16 protein-coding genes, 1 tRNA gene, 1 pseudogene and 2 riboswitches are annotated in these 15,023 nt (G+C 58.9%); of the genes and pseudogenes, 8 read left to right on the top strand and 10 right to left on the bottom strand.

Annotation, left to right across the window (positions count from 1 at the left end):
- Positions 1-33 precede the first annotated feature (33 nt).
- Positions 34-1,122, top strand: a complete 1,089-nt coding sequence (locus tag ACFPLB_RS03315) for an acyltransferase family protein (protein WP_378227847.1) — start codon at positions 34-36, stop codon at positions 1,120-1,122.
- On the opposite strand, the gene ACFPLB_RS03310 is transcribed toward ACFPLB_RS03315, so the two are convergent.
- The 3 genes from ACFPLB_RS03310 to ACFPLB_RS03300 all read right to left on the bottom strand — a co-directional run bounded on the left by ACFPLB_RS03310 (position 1,112) and on the right by ACFPLB_RS03300 (position 4,348).
- On the bottom strand, positions 1,112-2,479 hold the full coding sequence (locus ACFPLB_RS03310) for a VpsF family polysaccharide biosynthesis protein (protein ID WP_378227846.1): 1,368 nt from the start codon (positions 2,477-2,479) through the stop codon (positions 1,112-1,114). The genes ACFPLB_RS03315 and ACFPLB_RS03310 overlap by 11 nt on opposite strands.
- 140 nt (positions 2,480-2,619) lie before the next feature.
- Positions 2,620-3,543 carry an ABC transporter substrate-binding protein gene (locus ACFPLB_RS03305; RefSeq protein ID WP_378228372.1) on the bottom strand — a complete coding sequence of 308 codons (924 nt, stop codon included), beginning with the start codon at positions 3,541-3,543 and terminating at the stop codon, positions 2,620-2,622.
- A gap of 25 nt (positions 3,544-3,568) precedes the next feature.
- Positions 3,569-4,348, bottom strand: a complete 780-nt coding sequence (locus ACFPLB_RS03300) for an ABC transporter permease (protein WP_378227845.1) — start codon at positions 4,346-4,348, stop codon at positions 3,569-3,571.
- A 195-nt stretch (positions 4,349-4,543) separates the two neighbouring features.
- Positions 4,544-4,646, bottom strand: a riboswitch (TPP riboswitch).
- A 184-nt stretch (positions 4,647-4,830) separates the two neighbouring features.
- Positions 4,831-4,934: riboswitch (TPP riboswitch) on the top strand.
- Positions 4,935-5,008: 74 nt separating this feature from the next.
- On the opposite strand from ACFPLB_RS03300, the gene thiD reads away from it, so the two are divergent.
- The 7 genes from thiD to ACFPLB_RS03265 all read left to right on the top strand — a co-directional run bounded on the left by thiD (position 5,009) and on the right by ACFPLB_RS03265 (position 9,838).
- Positions 5,009-5,824 (top strand): bifunctional hydroxymethylpyrimidine kinase/phosphomethylpyrimidine kinase, encoded by an 816-nt coding sequence (gene thiD / locus ACFPLB_RS03295; protein WP_378227844.1) that lies wholly within the window; start codon positions 5,009-5,011, stop codon positions 5,822-5,824.
- Positions 5,821-6,810, top strand: a complete 990-nt coding sequence (locus tag ACFPLB_RS03290; protein WP_378227843.1) for an FAD-dependent oxidoreductase — start codon at positions 5,821-5,823, stop codon at positions 6,808-6,810. The genes thiD and ACFPLB_RS03290 overlap by 4 nt, the downstream gene beginning before the upstream one ends.
- A complete protein-coding gene (thiS, locus tag ACFPLB_RS03285; protein WP_378227842.1) occupies positions 6,794-6,991 on the top strand; it encodes a sulfur carrier protein ThiS in 198 nt (65 codons plus the stop codon). Before ACFPLB_RS03290 ends, thiS begins: the two co-directional genes overlap by 17 nt.
- A 4-nt stretch (positions 6,992-6,995) precedes the next feature.
- The gene (locus ACFPLB_RS03280; protein ID WP_378227841.1) at positions 6,996-7,760 is read left to right on the top strand and encodes a thiazole synthase; all 765 of its coding nucleotides are present in this window, start codon (positions 6,996-6,998) and stop codon (positions 7,758-7,760) included.
- Positions 7,757-8,353 carry a thiamine phosphate synthase gene (locus ACFPLB_RS03275; protein ID WP_378227840.1) on the top strand — a complete coding sequence of 199 codons (597 nt, stop codon included), beginning with the start codon at positions 7,757-7,759 and terminating at the stop codon, positions 8,351-8,353. Before ACFPLB_RS03280 ends, ACFPLB_RS03275 begins: the two co-directional genes overlap by 4 nt.
- Positions 8,350-9,306, top strand: coding sequence for a HesA/MoeB/ThiF family protein (locus ACFPLB_RS03270; protein WP_378227839.1), 957 nt, complete (start codon positions 8,350-8,352; stop codon positions 9,304-9,306). Before ACFPLB_RS03275 ends, ACFPLB_RS03270 begins: the two co-directional genes overlap by 4 nt.
- Before the next feature lie 455 nt (positions 9,307-9,761).
- Positions 9,762-9,838, top strand: a tRNA-Arg gene (locus ACFPLB_RS03265).
- Here ACFPLB_RS03265 and ACFPLB_RS17670 read toward each other — a convergent pair.
- The 7 genes and pseudogenes from ACFPLB_RS17670 to trbG form a co-directional block, all read right to left on the bottom strand.
- Positions 9,815-11,467, bottom strand: a pseudogene (locus ACFPLB_RS17670) (recombinase family protein); the annotation flags it as partial. The gene ACFPLB_RS03265 and the pseudogene ACFPLB_RS17670 sit on opposite strands and share 24 nt — an antisense overlap.
- Positions 11,464-11,862 (bottom strand): HVO_A0114 family putative DNA-binding protein, encoded by a 399-nt coding sequence (locus ACFPLB_RS03255; RefSeq protein WP_024353510.1) that lies wholly within the window; start codon positions 11,860-11,862, stop codon positions 11,464-11,466. The pseudogene ACFPLB_RS17670 and the gene ACFPLB_RS03255, both read right to left, overlap by 4 nt.
- The gene (locus tag ACFPLB_RS03250; protein WP_024353509.1) at positions 11,859-12,212 is read right to left on the bottom strand and encodes a toxin-antitoxin system TumE family protein; all 354 of its coding nucleotides are present in this window, start codon (positions 12,210-12,212) and stop codon (positions 11,859-11,861) included. Before ACFPLB_RS03250 ends, ACFPLB_RS03255 begins: the two co-directional genes overlap by 4 nt.
- Complete coding sequence (locus tag ACFPLB_RS03245; RefSeq protein WP_024353508.1) at positions 12,209-12,526, bottom strand: hypothetical protein; 318 nt, start codon at positions 12,524-12,526, stop codon at positions 12,209-12,211. Before ACFPLB_RS03245 ends, ACFPLB_RS03250 begins: the two co-directional genes overlap by 4 nt.
- A 134-nt stretch (positions 12,527-12,660) precedes the next feature.
- The gene (locus ACFPLB_RS03240; protein WP_024353507.1) at positions 12,661-12,882 is read right to left on the bottom strand and encodes a DUF2274 domain-containing protein; all 222 of its coding nucleotides are present in this window, start codon (positions 12,880-12,882) and stop codon (positions 12,661-12,663) included.
- Positions 12,883-12,884: 2 nt separating this feature from the next.
- Positions 12,885-14,012 carry a TraB/TrbI/VirB10 family type IV secretion system protein gene (locus ACFPLB_RS03235; RefSeq protein ID WP_024353506.1) on the bottom strand — a complete coding sequence of 376 codons (1,128 nt, stop codon included), beginning with the start codon at positions 14,010-14,012 and terminating at the stop codon, positions 12,885-12,887.
- On the bottom strand, positions 14,009-15,007 hold the full coding sequence (trbG, locus tag ACFPLB_RS03230) for a P-type conjugative transfer protein TrbG (RefSeq protein WP_378228371.1): 999 nt from the start codon (positions 15,005-15,007) through the stop codon (positions 14,009-14,011). The genes ACFPLB_RS03235 and trbG overlap by 4 nt, the downstream gene beginning before the upstream one ends.
- Positions 15,008-15,023: the final 16 nt, after the last annotated feature.

Raw genomic sequence — 15,023 nt, 5'->3', positions numbered from 1 at the left:
AAATGGATAGCAGTATTTTTGCGGGCGGGGGCCATGAAGCGTCAGGGACAGCTTTTTTCATTACAACAGGGACGTGGCATTGCCGCTATGGCTGTTGTCCTGTTTCACTTATCAATCATGCTTGCCCTGCCGCGTTATCTTGGGCAGGAATTATTTTCTGACTATACATGGCGCGGAAATCTTGGGGTCGATTTCTTTTTTGTGCTGTCGGGCTTCATCATTGTTTTTGCTCATAACCATGACATTGATCGCCCTGATCGCCTCCGCAATTATCTAGGCCGGAGGTTCATCCGGTTGTTTCCTGTCTATTGGGTCTATGTTGGGGTTTTCTGCACTTTGGTGGCGCTGGGTTTTGGGTCGGGCGCAACCATTCCAGAAACATGGGACCAATGGATATCCACGATCTTCCTTGTACGCCTTGATAAGTTCACTTTCCCGATCGCACCGGCATGGACGCTGGTCCACGAACTGGCCTTCTATCTGATGTTTTCTCTGCTTATAGCCAACAAACGATGGGGAATAATCATCTTCAGCATGTGGATGGTGGCATGTTTCATGGTGCGCGAGTACCCTGAATTTGAAGATATGACGCCGTGGACAGCATATTTTTCGCCACTGAACCTGAATTTTCTCGTTGGGATGCTCGCTTATCTGGGCTGGAAGCATGGTCGACAAAATATAGTCAAATGGGCATTTCCGGCAGGTCTCTTGCTGCTGGCCACACTGTATGCGCTGGAAAGCAAAGGCGCTGCATACGCTCACGTTCAGCTTGGTTATGCGGTAGCCTTTGGGCTGGCTATCACAGGCGCAGCCACTCTGGAGACGGCAAGACAGTGGCCGTCAAAGCTGGCAGTGCTGAACCTAATCGGAGACGCATCCTATTCGATCTACCTGACCCACATTGCTGTACTTGGATTATTAGCAAAAATCCTCATCAAGATTTCTGAATATGCGCCCATGCCTGCAGAACTGATTTTCCTGCTGGTTTTCATCGGAACAATCATATGTGGATGTCTTGCTCATTTGATTGTCGAGCGCCCCTTGATTTCAATGCTGCGTCTGCATTTTTCAGCAAAGCAACCGATCATTGATCAACGAAGCCATGGAGCTTTCAAGAGCTAAAGCCGCGGGGGCCTTCGAGCGGGGCGCCGCAGCCGATCCGCATCAGAATATCGTTAGAGACAGGAGCCTGTGTGCGGGCAATGCGCGGCCAGAGCGGCGTGCCGATCAATGCCAGCAGGACAAGAGGGGGAAGGCTCATCATGTTGGTCTTGCCGCTGATGCCCACGGTGGTGGACAGAATAAGAAAAATATAGGCAAGAGGCAGGAGCGCACCTCTTCCCGCCGACCGCAACATATCGATAAACCAGGCGCCAACACCACACCAAAGCACAATCGTTATCACGATGCCATAACGTGCAGCATGGCCTGCCCATGAGTTCTCGATGCCTTCATAGAGACCGCTAAGCCGTATCTGGGTGTCGAGATTAACCATGCGATAGCCCGTAAGCAGGTTTGGCAGGCTGAGATCCCTGAACAGATTGAACAGATCGAAGCGGGTCCGGGCGCTGCCTCCGTCATCGATAAAGCGGTTGATGAAATTATCGAAAATGCCCGTCTGGTAGATGGCGAGCACCGCAAGGACAGAAAGCGGAAGCAGCAGCAGTACCGCCGTCAACTTGCGCAAGCTGACCGGACTCCCACGCAAAAAGCCAACAAAATGCAGTACGACAACCACGGCTGCGGTTGCATAAACGATTGCAAACGACGCCCGGGAGCCAATGAACGGCATCGCTACCAGACATAGCAGGATCATCGGCAAGCGCCAGCGTTTCCCAAGGCCGCGCACGTCGCGTACTGTCATCAAAACGATGGTATAAACACCCGTTGTCAGGGCGCCAATCAAAGGGTGCCCCAGCAGTGCGGTTGCCCGATATTCCCACTCCTGTTCGATATCGCCCAGTATAAAGGGAAACAGCCGCCAGCCTGACAGGCCTTCAACGATCGACAGGCAGCAATTGACAACCATAAGGATATGAATGGCACGCGCAATATTGAGGCGCGCACGCTTTTCCATATCAGCAAACAGCATGCAGATGATTGCGGCGACCATGATTGAGTCGATCAGGAAGGAGGTCGGTTGATCGCCCTTATAGCGGGAAATGAAAATCCACAGAAGAACGGAGCCCGCAAGCAGAAAGACGGACCCGAGGCATCGTGTCATGAGGCCAAACAGATAGCCTGCCGGATTGGGATTGGCGATCACAGCCAGACCAAGCGCACCCACAAACAGATAGGTGGCAGGATGAATCTTGGTGATGATCGAACCACCTGATGAATAGTAGGGAATGCCAAAAAACTCCAGCGCGAAACCGGAAAGGGAAAACAGCGCAACTGCACCCATGAAAACGAGCGCATCGACAAGGCCGCGCCCCTTCGCACTGGTTGGCCCCATATGGTCCAGCGATACCCTACCCATGGTCTGCTTTGCCGTCATTCCGCTCTTTTTCGCTCTGATCCACAAATGGAAAAACTGCTTGATATTAGCCCGGCGAAAGTTTCGAATCGATAAAATGTGCAATCTGTCCCAGAGCGGACATGTTGCACGTCAGGCAGGCTTTATCGCAGTTCTACGGCGATCCGGTCGACGGGTGGGGCTGACTCGATCAGACCGCTCGCAGCCATAAAAGCGCCGAACCGTTCATAGCGTGTGTAGTCCAGAGCAAAGGGCCTTTTTGCAAACCGGGGCAGAGTATCGAGCCACGCCTGACGGTTCAACTCATCGTCCAGATCAGGATATGCGCGGATAAAAAGCTTCCAGCTCTCTTCCGGATGGTTGGTGAGATGAACAGCGCCTTGCTCGACAGCTTTCAAAAAACGCTTGAGCCGACTGTCTTTGACCAGATCAGGGCGGGTAACGAAGATCAACTCGTCATAAACCGGCACCCCATGCTCTTCGGGAAAGAAGGCGCGCCCCTCATGGCCAGCCAAGCGCATCTGCGTCAACTCGAAATTTCGGAAGCCGCCTATCGTTGCATCGACTTGCTTGCTGATGAGAGAAGGTGACAGCGCAAAATTGACGTTGATCAGTTCCACGCTGCTCTTGTCAACACCGGCCTCATCCAGCATGCGGCCGAGCATGGCGTCCTCAAAGCCCGAAACGGAGAAGCCGATGCGCTTGCCTTCCAGATCCTTGATGCTTGAAATCGGCCCATCCGCCAGAACGGTGAGCGTGTTGAGCGGTGTCTCCACAAGCGTGCCAAAGCGAATGAGCGGCACATCCTTAGCATGATCCATGTAGAGGTTTGGCTGATAGTGGATTCCAATTTCCGCCTGTCCCGACGCGACCGCACGCGGCACAATCGAGGGGTCTGAAGGGGGAAGAAGCTCAACGTCCAGCCCCGCTTTTTCAAACAGCCCGAGTTCTTGCGCCACAACCAAAGGCGCATGGTCCGGATTGACGAACCATTCGAGCAGGACTGTAAGTTTTTCCTGCGCCTGGGCGCTACTCATGATCACCAGGCTCATCAGGATAGAAAGGATTGCAGAACGAAACATGGCGCTTCCATTATTGTTGTGATGGGGAAAAGTCGTGGTCTGCGCACCATGGCGTGAGCAGAGGTGCAAGCCGGTCGATGGCACTGCGCAGCATCAGGGTAAGCAGCGCGATGATTGCCATTGCGGCAAAAACCATATCTGTTTGCATGCGTGCATTGGCCTGCACCATGACGAAACCAAGCCCCGCTGATGCGCCCACCCATTCTCCGATTACCGCTCCGAGCGGCGCAAGCGGCGCGGCAATGCGCAAGCCTGAGACGAGCGAGGGCAAGGCAAGCGGGATGCGGATGTAAGCCAGCGTCTGCCAGTGGTTTGCCTCGGTCGTCGCTGCGGCATCAAGGACCTGCGAAGGTATGCGGCGCAAACCATCGGCAAAGGCAGAAGCTACAGGAAAGAAGATGATCAGGGTGGTCATCACCACTTTGGAGGCCATTCCAAAGCCAAACCACAGCACCAGAAGTGGCGCGATGACAAAGACGGGGAAGGCCTGCAGCACAAGAACCATGGGCAAGACCAGGCGGCCAAAACGCGGCAGAGCGGCCATGCAAAGGGCTATCAGGACACCAAGGAGCGTTCCTGCAAGCAGCCCCATCACAATCTCACCAAGCGTTACCCAGCTATTGGCCAGAAGATAGTTCGGCTGTCGCAAGAATGCGCCAAGCACATCTGTGGGGGCCGGCAGGATATAGGCCGGCGGCCCAAAAACCCAGATCAGGGACTGCCACAAGGCAAACAGAAAGCCCAAAACAGGCAATGCTGCACGAGCCGCTAGGAAGCGCATCGTTTGCATGATCGACCTGAAAGGTGAAGTAGCATTTTGATCCCCCCTAGCACATTTTGTGAGCACAGATGGCACCATCTGGCATCGCATAAATGCGATTAAAACAAGAGCTTAGAGCATTTCATCTGTTTTTGTGAAAACAAGAAATGCTCTCGCCATACTCGGAGATCCAGGTGGAGCGAAGAGAGGAAATCAGGTCGCCATGAATGGCCCTTGTTCCGTTCCTACGCCGGCATGACCCGGATCAGGTTCAAGGGTCCGGCTCATCGCCGTCTCAGCGCCGTGTGGCGCACCCCTCGGAATTCAGCGCGACTATAGCTTCAAAACTGTTCCGGTCAAGCAGGCGCCTGTCCTGCACCAGACGACCCGCTCGAAATTGAAGAGGCGCCGGGCTGCAAGATTCTCCAGAAGCAGAGGACCAAGCTCTTGTTCATCGGCGCGGCTGATACCCACTTGCTTTTCCAGTTCATATCGCCTTAGCTCTGGCCAAGACTCATACATTGGGGTGCCCAAACCGGGCTGAGAGGTGCATCGCACCGACCCATTGAACCTGATCCGGGTCATGCCGGCGTAGGAAAGTGTAGAGTGTGCCAGCATCCGGATTCATTTCAGGATTGCGCGCAATCTCCTCCTTCCCATGCCACGACCAGGGCTATGAAAGGGAAGAAGATGGCGCCAGCCATTGCACTGACAATTGCAGGATCTGACAGCAGCGGCGGCGCCGGGATACAGGCCGACCTGAAAAGTTTTTCAGCACTTGGCGTCTATGGTGCATCGGTAATCACTGCAATTACCGCGCAAAACACACATGGTGTCGAGGCCATCGAGCCTGTCTCTCCAGCCATGATTTCCGCCCAGATCGATGCGGCTTTTAGTGATCTCGACATATCAGCCATCAAGATTGGGATGGTTGGCGGTGTGGAGGCAATTGAAGCAGTGGCGGCAAGGCTGCGTCACCATCTGGCAGCGCGTTCAACGCCAATCGTGCTGGACCCGGTCATGATTGCCAAATCCGGCGACGTACTGCTCCCTTCAGAAGCCATAAGCGCACTGCGGGAAAATCTGCTTCCCCTGGCGAGCCTGCTCACACCCAATCTGCCTGAAGCCGCCGATCTTCTTGGTATTCAACAGGCCAAGACCCATGATGAACTGCGCAATCAGGGGCAGGCGCTGCTTGCTCTGGGGCCTCGCCATGTTCTGCTGAAAGGCGGCCATGCCGCGGGCAAAACCTGCACCGATCTGTTGCTGGGCGAAGATGAAATGGCTCTCTGCGCCCCCCGTATTCATACGAAAAACACCCATGGCACGGGCTGTTCGCTTTCTTCAGCTATTGCTGCGGGGCTTGCCAGCGGCATGAGCATGACAAAGGCGATCCGTCAGGCGCATGACTGGCTCCATTGCGCCATCCTTGCCGCCGATGATTTGAATGTCGGTTCCGGCCACGGGCCAGTGCATCACTTCCATGCCATGTGGAGCAAGGCATGAACGGCCCCATCACAATCCTTGGTGCGGGCGTCATGGGGCTCTCCATCGCGGCCGAACTGACGCGACGCGGTGTCGAGTGCGTTATCCACGATCCGCAAGGCCCTCCTGACGCCCATTGTTGCAGTTGGTGGGCAGGGGGAATGCTCGCCCCCTTCTGCGAAGCAGAAAGTGCCGGGGATACGGTCATCCGTTTGGGGCAAGAAGCAGCAGGCTGGTGGCAGGGCATGGGCGCAAAACTGCACCGCACCGGCACGCTGGTGCTGGCTTTGGCGCGTGACCATACGGAACTGGACCGCTTTGCCCGGCTGACACGCAATCACGAATTGCTCAATGCCAAGGATATTGCTGAACTGGAACCCGAACTTGAAGCGCGCTTTCAACGGGGCCTGTTCTATCGCAGCGAGTCTCACCTTACGCCCCGGCAGGCCTTGCACGCGCTGCAACAAAGAGCGCAAGACCATGGCGTTTTGATCCAGACCGAAGCGGCCCTCGATATATCCACAGGGCTGGTCGTCGATGCTCGTGGCTTTGCAGCCCGCGACAGGCTTGTCGATCTGCGCGGCGTGCGGGGTGAAATGCTGGTCATCCGCTGTCCCGAATTACAGCTTACCCGCACCATTCGTCTGCTGCATCCGCGCATTCCACTCTATATCGTTCCGCGTGGCGATGGCGTCTATATGCTGGGAGCAACCATGCTGGAGACCGGCGCAAAAACCTGCGTCACCGCACGCGCCGCCATTGAGATGCTATCGGCTGCCTATGCGCTTCACCCGGCCTTTGCCGAGGCTGAAATTCTTGAGATGGGTGCGGATGCGCGCCCCGCATTTCCCGACAACCTGCCGCATCTGCGCCGCCGCGGCAGCAGGCTTTTTGCCAACGGCCTTTACCGTCACGGCTATCTTCTGGCCCCTGCCGTGGCGCGCATGGCTGCTGATCATATCATGACAGGCCAGATACCGGAGTTGATGGATGAACATAATCCTTAATGGAGAAAAGCGGAACATTAAGGCTTTGACAGTCGCTGATGTGCTTGTCGAAATCGGCCTGGAAACAGCCCGTGTCGCCACCGCATTAAATGGCGAGTTTCTGCCAGCCCCGCAGCGCAGCACAGCAAGCCTGACAGAGGGCGACACGCTTGAAATTTTATCCGCCATGCAGGGAGGATGATAAAATGCCTGTCTTTTACGGCAAGAAATTTGACAGTGCGCTGATGCTGGGCACTGCACAATATCCTTCACCCAAAATCATGGCCCAGGCGTTTGAAGCATCCAAAGCTGGCATCGCAACCGTTTCACTGCGCCGCGAAGGTGGTCAGGGTCAGGCTTTTCATGCGCTGATCCGCGATCTTGGCGTGACGGTTTTACCCAATACCGCCGGGTGTCATTCGGTCAAAGAGGCCGTAACCACAGCCCATATGGCGCGGGAAGTTTTTGATACGGCATGGCTCAAACTGGAAGTCATCCGCGATCATGATACGCTTCAACCCGACGTTGTCGCCCTTGTTGAGGCCACACGCATCCTGTCCGAAGACGGTTTTCAGATCTTTCCCTATTGTACAGAGGATCTGTCCGTCTGTGGACGTTTGCTGGATGCGGGCTGTCAGGTGCTGATGCCCTGGGGCTCGCCCATCGGCTCGGGCCGAGGGCTGAACAACCCTTATGGGCTGCGCTCGCTTCGGGCGCATTTTCCGGATGTGCCGCTGGTCGTGGATGCAGGAATTGGCCTGCCATCCCATGCGGCACAGGCAATGGAACTTGGCTATGATGCAGTGCTCTTGAATACGGCTGTCGCCAAGGCTGGCGACCCCGTTGCCATGGCGCGTGCGATGGCGCAGGCGATAGAGGCCGGCCAGTCTGCCTTTAACGCCAGTCCCATAGAGCGGCGCGATATGGCTGCCCCTTCAACCCCTCTTATCGGCATGGCAGTCCTACAATGAAGCTTCCCAAATTTTATCCCATCTTCGACCATCCAGACTGGCTTGCCCGGCTGTTGCCCCTGGGAATCAAGCTGGTGCAGATCCGTATCAAGGATACGCCCCCCAAAAAACTGCACGAACTGCTGATCCGCTCACGCGAGCTTTGCTCAGAGCATGGAGCGCAACTCATCGTCAATGATCACTGGCAATTGGCGATTGAGCTTGGCTGCGACTTCATACATCTGGGCCAGGAGGATCTGGACACTGCCGATATTTCTGCAATCAGAAAGGCCGGATTGCGGCTTGGCGTCTCCACCCATGACCATGCTGAACTCGATCGTGCGCTGGCGCTAAGCCCTGATTATATCGCGCTTGGGCCTGTCTGGCCGACAATTTTGAAAAAGATGAAATGGCAGCAGCAGGGGCTGGAGCGTGTCAGTGAATGGAAACGGCTGATCGGCAATATTCCGCTGATCGCCATTGGCGGCCTGACCCCGGAACGCGCAGTGCAGGCTTTTGACGCTGGCGCTGATGTCGTCTCGGCAGTTACCGACATCACGCTAAACTCCGATCCTGAACAGCGCATTCGCCAATGGTTAAAGGTGGCGCAATGAACCGTTACGCCCGCCAGACAATTTTGCCTGAAATCGGCCTTGACGGGCAGAAGAAACTGCAAACAGCCCACGTGCTGGTGGTCGGTGCGGGAGCACTGGGTGTGCCAGTCCTGCAATATCTGACCGGCGCTGGCGTGGGGCACATTACAGTGGTCGATCCGGACGTGATCGAGATATCCAACCTACACCGCCAACCGCTTTATCGTGAAAATCAAACAGGCCAGCACAAGGCAATAGCTGCGCAACAAGCGATGCAGAAATTGAACAGCACGATTGAAATTGTGCCGATTCTGGAATGGCTGACACCTGCCAATGCGCCTGCACTGGTGGCAAAAGCCGATCTGGTGCTGGATTGCGCCGACAGCCATGCCGTCAGCTACACACTTTCCGACATTTGTCTGGCGGCACGCACCCCTTTGATCTCGGCTTCAGCCCTTGGGCTTGAAGGCTATGTTGGCGGCTATTGTGGCGGGGCGCCCAGCTTGCGGGCAATCTTTCCCGATCCTACCGACGCCAGCGCAACCTGTGCCACAGCAGGCGTGTTGGGGCCAATCGTTGGAACCTTAGGCTGCATACAGTCTCGCATGGCGCTCAGTCATCTGCTGGGCATGACGCCATCGCCGCTGGGCCAGTTAATCCGCATGGATGCGGCAATGCGATTTTCACAATTTCGGTTCGATACTGCGCCGGAAATACCCGGCCCGCATTTCATCGCCATTGAAGATTTGCGCCCGGACGATATGGTCGTTGACTTGCGAACCAGCAATGAAGCTCCCCGGCCTGCTACGCCCGATGCCTTGCGCATGCCGGATTACGGCACGATTGGCCCATTACCAGATGCCAACAAGCGGGCCGTAATCGCCTGCCGCTCAGGGTTACGGGCCTGGCGTGCAGCCAATTGCCTGAGTAAACGCTGGCAGGGGGAGGTGGCGCTACTGGCACTGTATCAATAACGTGCTCCTGCCAGGAAAAACTGGACGATGATTCACTCCAAACCCTCATCACTCTCCATGGGCACCGACAAGTTTAGACCCTGTGACCTGTGCCGCTGGATAATTTACACTTTCTGCATTGAAGCCTTGGACGGCTTCGTCTAAGAGGTCGTGCATATTGTCATGCACCCGTAGCTCAGCTGGATAGAGCGCTGCCCTCCGAAGGCAGGCGTAAGTCAAGTGGCTTCGTTATGGGTGTAGAGAATATCGATAGAAACCAAAGGCTTGGCGGAAGTCGGTGTAAATGTGAATATCGCTATCTTGGTCGCGGAAGCACCACGGAAGCAAACTTAAGGAGGTTGTAGAGTACGAACGACGGAAGTTGGCGGCCCTCGGAGCCGCACCAATGACGTCGATTCGAGTATCTGGTTTTGGGATTGACCTTGGTTGATCTCGCACACTATCAAAACAACGATGCACCCGTAGCTCAGCTGGATAGAGCGCCACCCTCCGAAGGTGGAGGCCACACGTTCGAATCGTGTCGGGTGCGCCATTTCAGAACAGAACTATGAACGCCGAACGCCGCCGTTTCTACGCTTGAAGCGGCGACCAACGTTCGCAGCAGTTCCGACTTCGATCCCATGATGCGAACCTCGTCGTCGGCAACCTCGACACGCTGCGCCAGCGCGCGTAGATGGTCGCGGCGGTAGCCGCCATCGTTGAGCTTGATCCGTTCACGGGCTTTGCGGGCAAACCCCTTGAGCATATCGGGGGTGACGCCCTGATTGCCTGAACTATCGAGCGCGAGCTGCGTGCGCTCCGCGTCGGCGGCGGCTTGATCCCGCAATGCCTTGAGGCTCACCATGCGTTCCTTTGCCATGGCGTCGTCCTTGTCCACCATGCCGGCTTCGATGGCGTCAAAGAGACGGCCGAGCCGCTGGTCGGCTTCCGTGATTCGCCTTTGAAGCTCGGCAAGATGCTCGCGGCGGCGTTCGGTGCGTTCCTGTCGGCGGTCGATGACGCTGGCAAGGACGGTTTCCAACCGCTTGGGCAGGAGCAGGCGGTCCCCGATATAATCGGCGACCGTATGGTCCAGCTTGTCCATGGGGATTGTGCGACCCTTGCAGCCGGTCTTGCCCTGCCGGGCCTTGGTCGAGCAGGTATAGTAGCGGTATGTCGCGCCCGTGCTGCCTTGGCCGGTGCGAAGGGTCATCGCTCCCCCGCACTTGGCGCAGAAGCAAATGCCGGTCAGGAGCGTCGGGCCGCTGGAGACACGTGCAGGCGTCACCATGGGATTGCGGGACTTGAGGCGGGCTTGCACCGCGTCGAACGTCTCGCGCTCGATTAGGGGCGGCACCGCCATGATAGCAACCTCGCTCTCCGGCTTCTTCTCCCGGTCCTTATGCGAGCGGGTGTTGAACCTGTGCTCGCCGATATAGGTGGTGCGGGTCAGGATGGCGTGGATTTGCGCCAATCCCCAACGCCCTCCGTCGCGGGTGAAGAAGCGGCGCTCGTTGAGATAGGTGGCGATGGCCTTTACGCCCATCGCGCCGGACGTGCCGTCTCCTTCGAGGAACAGGCGATAGATCAGCCGCACGGTGTCGGCGTGCAGCGGGTCGATCTCCAGCTTCTTCTTGATCTTCGATCCCCGCTGCTCGGCTGCGACGATGCGATAGCCGATAGGCGGCCGTGCGCCGTTCCAGAAGCCTTGCCGGGCGTTCTCATTCATGGCGCGCAGGACGTGCTTGGCGTTCTCCTTCGACTGGTATTCGTCGAACAGCGCCATGATCTGCCGCATCATCTGGTGCATGGGATCGTCGCCCATCTCCTGCGTGATGGACACCAGCTTGACGCCGTTCTTCGCCAGCTTTCTAACGTAGAACTCCATCTCGAAGTGATCGCGGAAGAACCGGCTGAACGAGTGGACCACGACAATATCGAAGGGCGCGGGCTTGGTCGTGCCCGCTTCGATCATTCGTTGAAACTCGGGGCGTTTGTCGTTGGTGGCGGTTGCGCCTGCTTCGATGAACGTCTCCACCAGTTGCAGGCCGCGTTGCTCGCAATAGGCTTCGCCCTGCCGCTTCTGGTCGGGAATGGAAATGTCATGCTCGGCCTGCCGGGCAGTCGAGACGCGCAGATAGAGGGCGGCACGGGCGGTAGTGGTTGGGCTGTGCTTGTTCATGCTTGGCCTCCCATAGCTTTCTTCGCCTTGGGGCGGTCGATCAGGGGCAACGCCAGCTCCACCCGGTCATGCACCACCTTGGGCGCGAGTTTGCGTCCATGCCCCGGTTCAAACCGCACAAGGCCATAGCTCTCCATGGTTTTCAGGGTGCGTGACAGGTTGGAGCCGGCCCGGCCGGTGATTTCCGCCAGTTCCTCCAGCGATGCCGGGGCTTTCTCGGCGATGATGCGCAGCAGTTCGCGGTTGCCGGCCGACAGCACCTTGGCAAAGGATTCGGTCGAGGTGAACCACACCTTCGGATCGCTGGGCGCAGGTTTTTCCTCGCCGCGCGCGATCCGCATGGTGCGGGCCTTCATTTCTTCATAGTCGGCAATCCCGACTTTCAATGTGGTCATAGGGCACCTCGTTCCTTCAATACCGCGTCCACGGTCTGCCAGAAGTCGGCCAGCAGCGTGGCCGCATCCTCGTAGGCGTAAGGCTTCACGGTCTGAAAGCGGTGCCGATGGTCCATCGGCTCGCCGCGCCTGCCCCGGCCGACCGGGTGGGCATTGTCGAAGCCGACCAGTCGTTCGCCCGAAGGCCCGTGAAGCGTGAGCGAATAATCGAGGCCGTGCGGCTTCTCCGGGGATGCCGGAACGCGGGTGACGACGAACTTCACCCAATGGCCGCCCTCTGGATCGACAAAGAGCATCTGTCCGTCGAGGTCCAGAAGCGTGTCGAGGCCCGGATCACGATCCGCGCTCATGCCTTTTTCCTATCAGTTTGAGATAGGAATTGCAAGCTGTCATCCGGCTTTCCCGGGTTCAAGAGTTCGTCGAACACATCGCCGAACCAGCGCTCGAACACGTCAATCTCGGCCTCGGTAACGGGAATGTCCTCCGGCCAATCGTCGGTAACGCGCATCCTCTGGCCGTCCGGGCCGAGAAGTGGCGTGTTGCCGGCTCGCGTCCGGTCGTCCGGCGTAGGATCGTCGGCGTAGTCGAACAGATCGTCGGGAAGTGGTTCGGGGATCGACTGTCGCGGTCGCCCTTTGCGGGCGCGGCGGCGCTCTGCGCACATGGAATCCTCCTTGGTTCTGGCGGATTCCGGGGCGCTATTGGCCCCGGAATTAAGCGAACCATGGAGGGCAGTCGGCGGCCTGTAGCGTGCCGCATTTGCGCCTATGCGCTGGCGGCACCCCTGCCGGAATGGGGTTAGCTGGAGGCTCGCCGCGCCTTGGCGAAACCGCGATCCGTGGCGATGAAGTGTTGAAGCATCGGAACGATGAGCTTGGCGGGATCGGCAACGGGCTGGCCGCTCTCGCGGGCCAGCACCTCGGCATAGGCGATCAGATCGCGGTGAAGCGGCGCGGGCAGTTCCACCGTCACCTTGACAGGCTTGTCGTCGGGCAGCGGGCCGAGTTTCAGTTTCGTCATGGTCAACCTCCTGCCGGCTCGAACACAAGATCGCGGGTGACGATGATCCTGACCGGAAAGCCCGGCCGGATGGTGAGCGTCGGCGCAACCTGCAACTGGCGCTGGACGATCTGCTGGCCGGCCTGATTGACGGTATCCTGCGCCCCGTCGCGGATGGCGCGGATCAGCCGGTCCTCGTCGCTCGTGGCCAGCTCCGAGCCGACTGCAAGCAGCGTGGATAGCCCTGCGGCCTTCATTAGATCCCACCAATGGTAATCAACACCGTCCTCAAGGCCGGCATAGCCGCTGGCGTCCGCGCCCGGCAGGCGCTCCAGAACGATGGAGCGGCCGCCCGGCAGGATCAGGCGGTTCCACACCAAGAGCACCCTGCGCTGGCCGAAGGTCACGCCGTCATCGTATTGGCCTATGATGCGGGTGCCCTGCGGGATCAGGAGCAGCGAGCCGGTCGGGCTGTCATAGACGTTCTCCGTCACCTGCGCGGTGATCTGGCCCGGAAGGTCGGAACGGATGCCGGTGATGAGCGCGGCCGGGATCACGGCCCCGGCCTGAAGGATATAGGGCGATGCTGGCGGCACAACGCGATCCGGGGCGACGGTCTGCCGGTCCACCGGCCCGTTGAGAAACGCCGCGTGGCGATCCTGTGTCGCGGGCTGCCCGCCGAGGCCAAGACCGGCAAGGCCGGGCATGGCCGTGCCGGCTGGCGCTACCGTGCGCGGGCCGGACTGGAAAAAGACGTTGCTCAAGCGCGCGGCTTCTTCCTCGGCCCTGCGGCGTTCTTCCTCGGGATCGACGGCGGGCGTCGTCATGACGGGCGGCGCGACTGGCTGGCCCCTGTTCTGCGCGTCAAGGATCGGGCGGCCAAGGTCGCCCGGCAGCGCGGGACCGAGCACCGGGCCGCTATAGTCGCTCGGCAGGCCCGCCAGCCCATCGGCGGTTTGCCGGTTGTTGGTCGAGTAAAGTTCGCCGCCGTCCGGCCCTCCGTCGCGGGTCTGGAGCGCGTAGATCAGCGCCCCGCCGAAGCCGAGAAGCGCGACGGCTCCGACGCCTGCCAGCATTTTGCGGGACAGGCGGGTGACGCGGGGCGATTCAGCGCGCAGGCGCATGGGTGCGGCGGTATCGGTATCGCTCATGAGGACGATCCTCCCGTGGTCGCGCTGGCCGGCTGGGCTGCGGCCTGCGTCGGGTTGGTGCGGACGATCCTGACCGTCTGCTGGCGGTTGCCAGAACCAAGGCGCAGTTCGGCCGTGCCGAACAGGCGGTCAACGATCAGGACGTTCTGGTGGACACGGCTGTTGACGATCTGCGGCTCGCCGTTCGCGCCAAGCACGAAGATCGGCGGCATCTCGCCCTGCACGATCCCAGCCGGGAAGACGATATAAACGCGCCTGCCGTCATCGAAGACGGAAACCGGCCGCCATGGCGGGCTATCGCCCTGCACCTGCAACCCATAACGATAGTTCCGCGCTGCCTCGGCGGGAATGATGGGTGCGGCCGGAACGGTCTGGCGCTGGCCGGCAGGCGGTGCGGGATAGGCCCATGCCACGGCCGGCATGTAGAGCGATTCCCGCGCGCGCAGCTCGAGCATGTAAGTGCGCCGGTCGGTGGTGACGACAAGGTTGGTGGAAATGTCGGGGCGCGTCGGCTTCACGAGGATATGGACCCGGCGGTTTGCACCGCTGCCGCTCTCTGTGTCGCCGATAATCCACCTTGTCGTATCGCCGGCCGCGATCGGCCCCGCGCCTGTCAGGCTCTCGCCTGGCTCCAGCGCAATGGTCGTGATCTGCCCGACTGCGGCATAGACCTGATAGAGCGCGCCTTCCGTCCACGGATAAATCTGGATGGCGTTGTAGTAGCCTTCCCGGCGCGGCTCGACGCGGGCGGCGGCATTTGCGTTCTCGACGCGGCCGGTCGGTGTGCCTGCGGCGGTGCCGCCGCGCGCCACGGTCCATGCCGGGGGCACATGCAGCGGCCGGGGCGTGTTGTCGGTTGCCGCCGCCTGCACGGTCGGCAGCGGCGGAACGCTGGCATCGTAGCTGAATTGCGGTGTCCGGTTGGTCGCGCAGCCTGCCAAAGTAATTGCAAACGCCGTCGCAAAAATCGCATAGGTTAGCGACTTCAGGATCAGTAAGGAGGAATCGACA

The organism is Aquamicrobium segne (genome assembly GCF_042656785.1).
GTDB lineage: Bacteria > Pseudomonadota > Alphaproteobacteria > Rhizobiales > Rhizobiaceae > Mesorhizobium > Mesorhizobium segne.
This window is presented reverse-complemented; position numbering and strand designations above follow the sequence as displayed.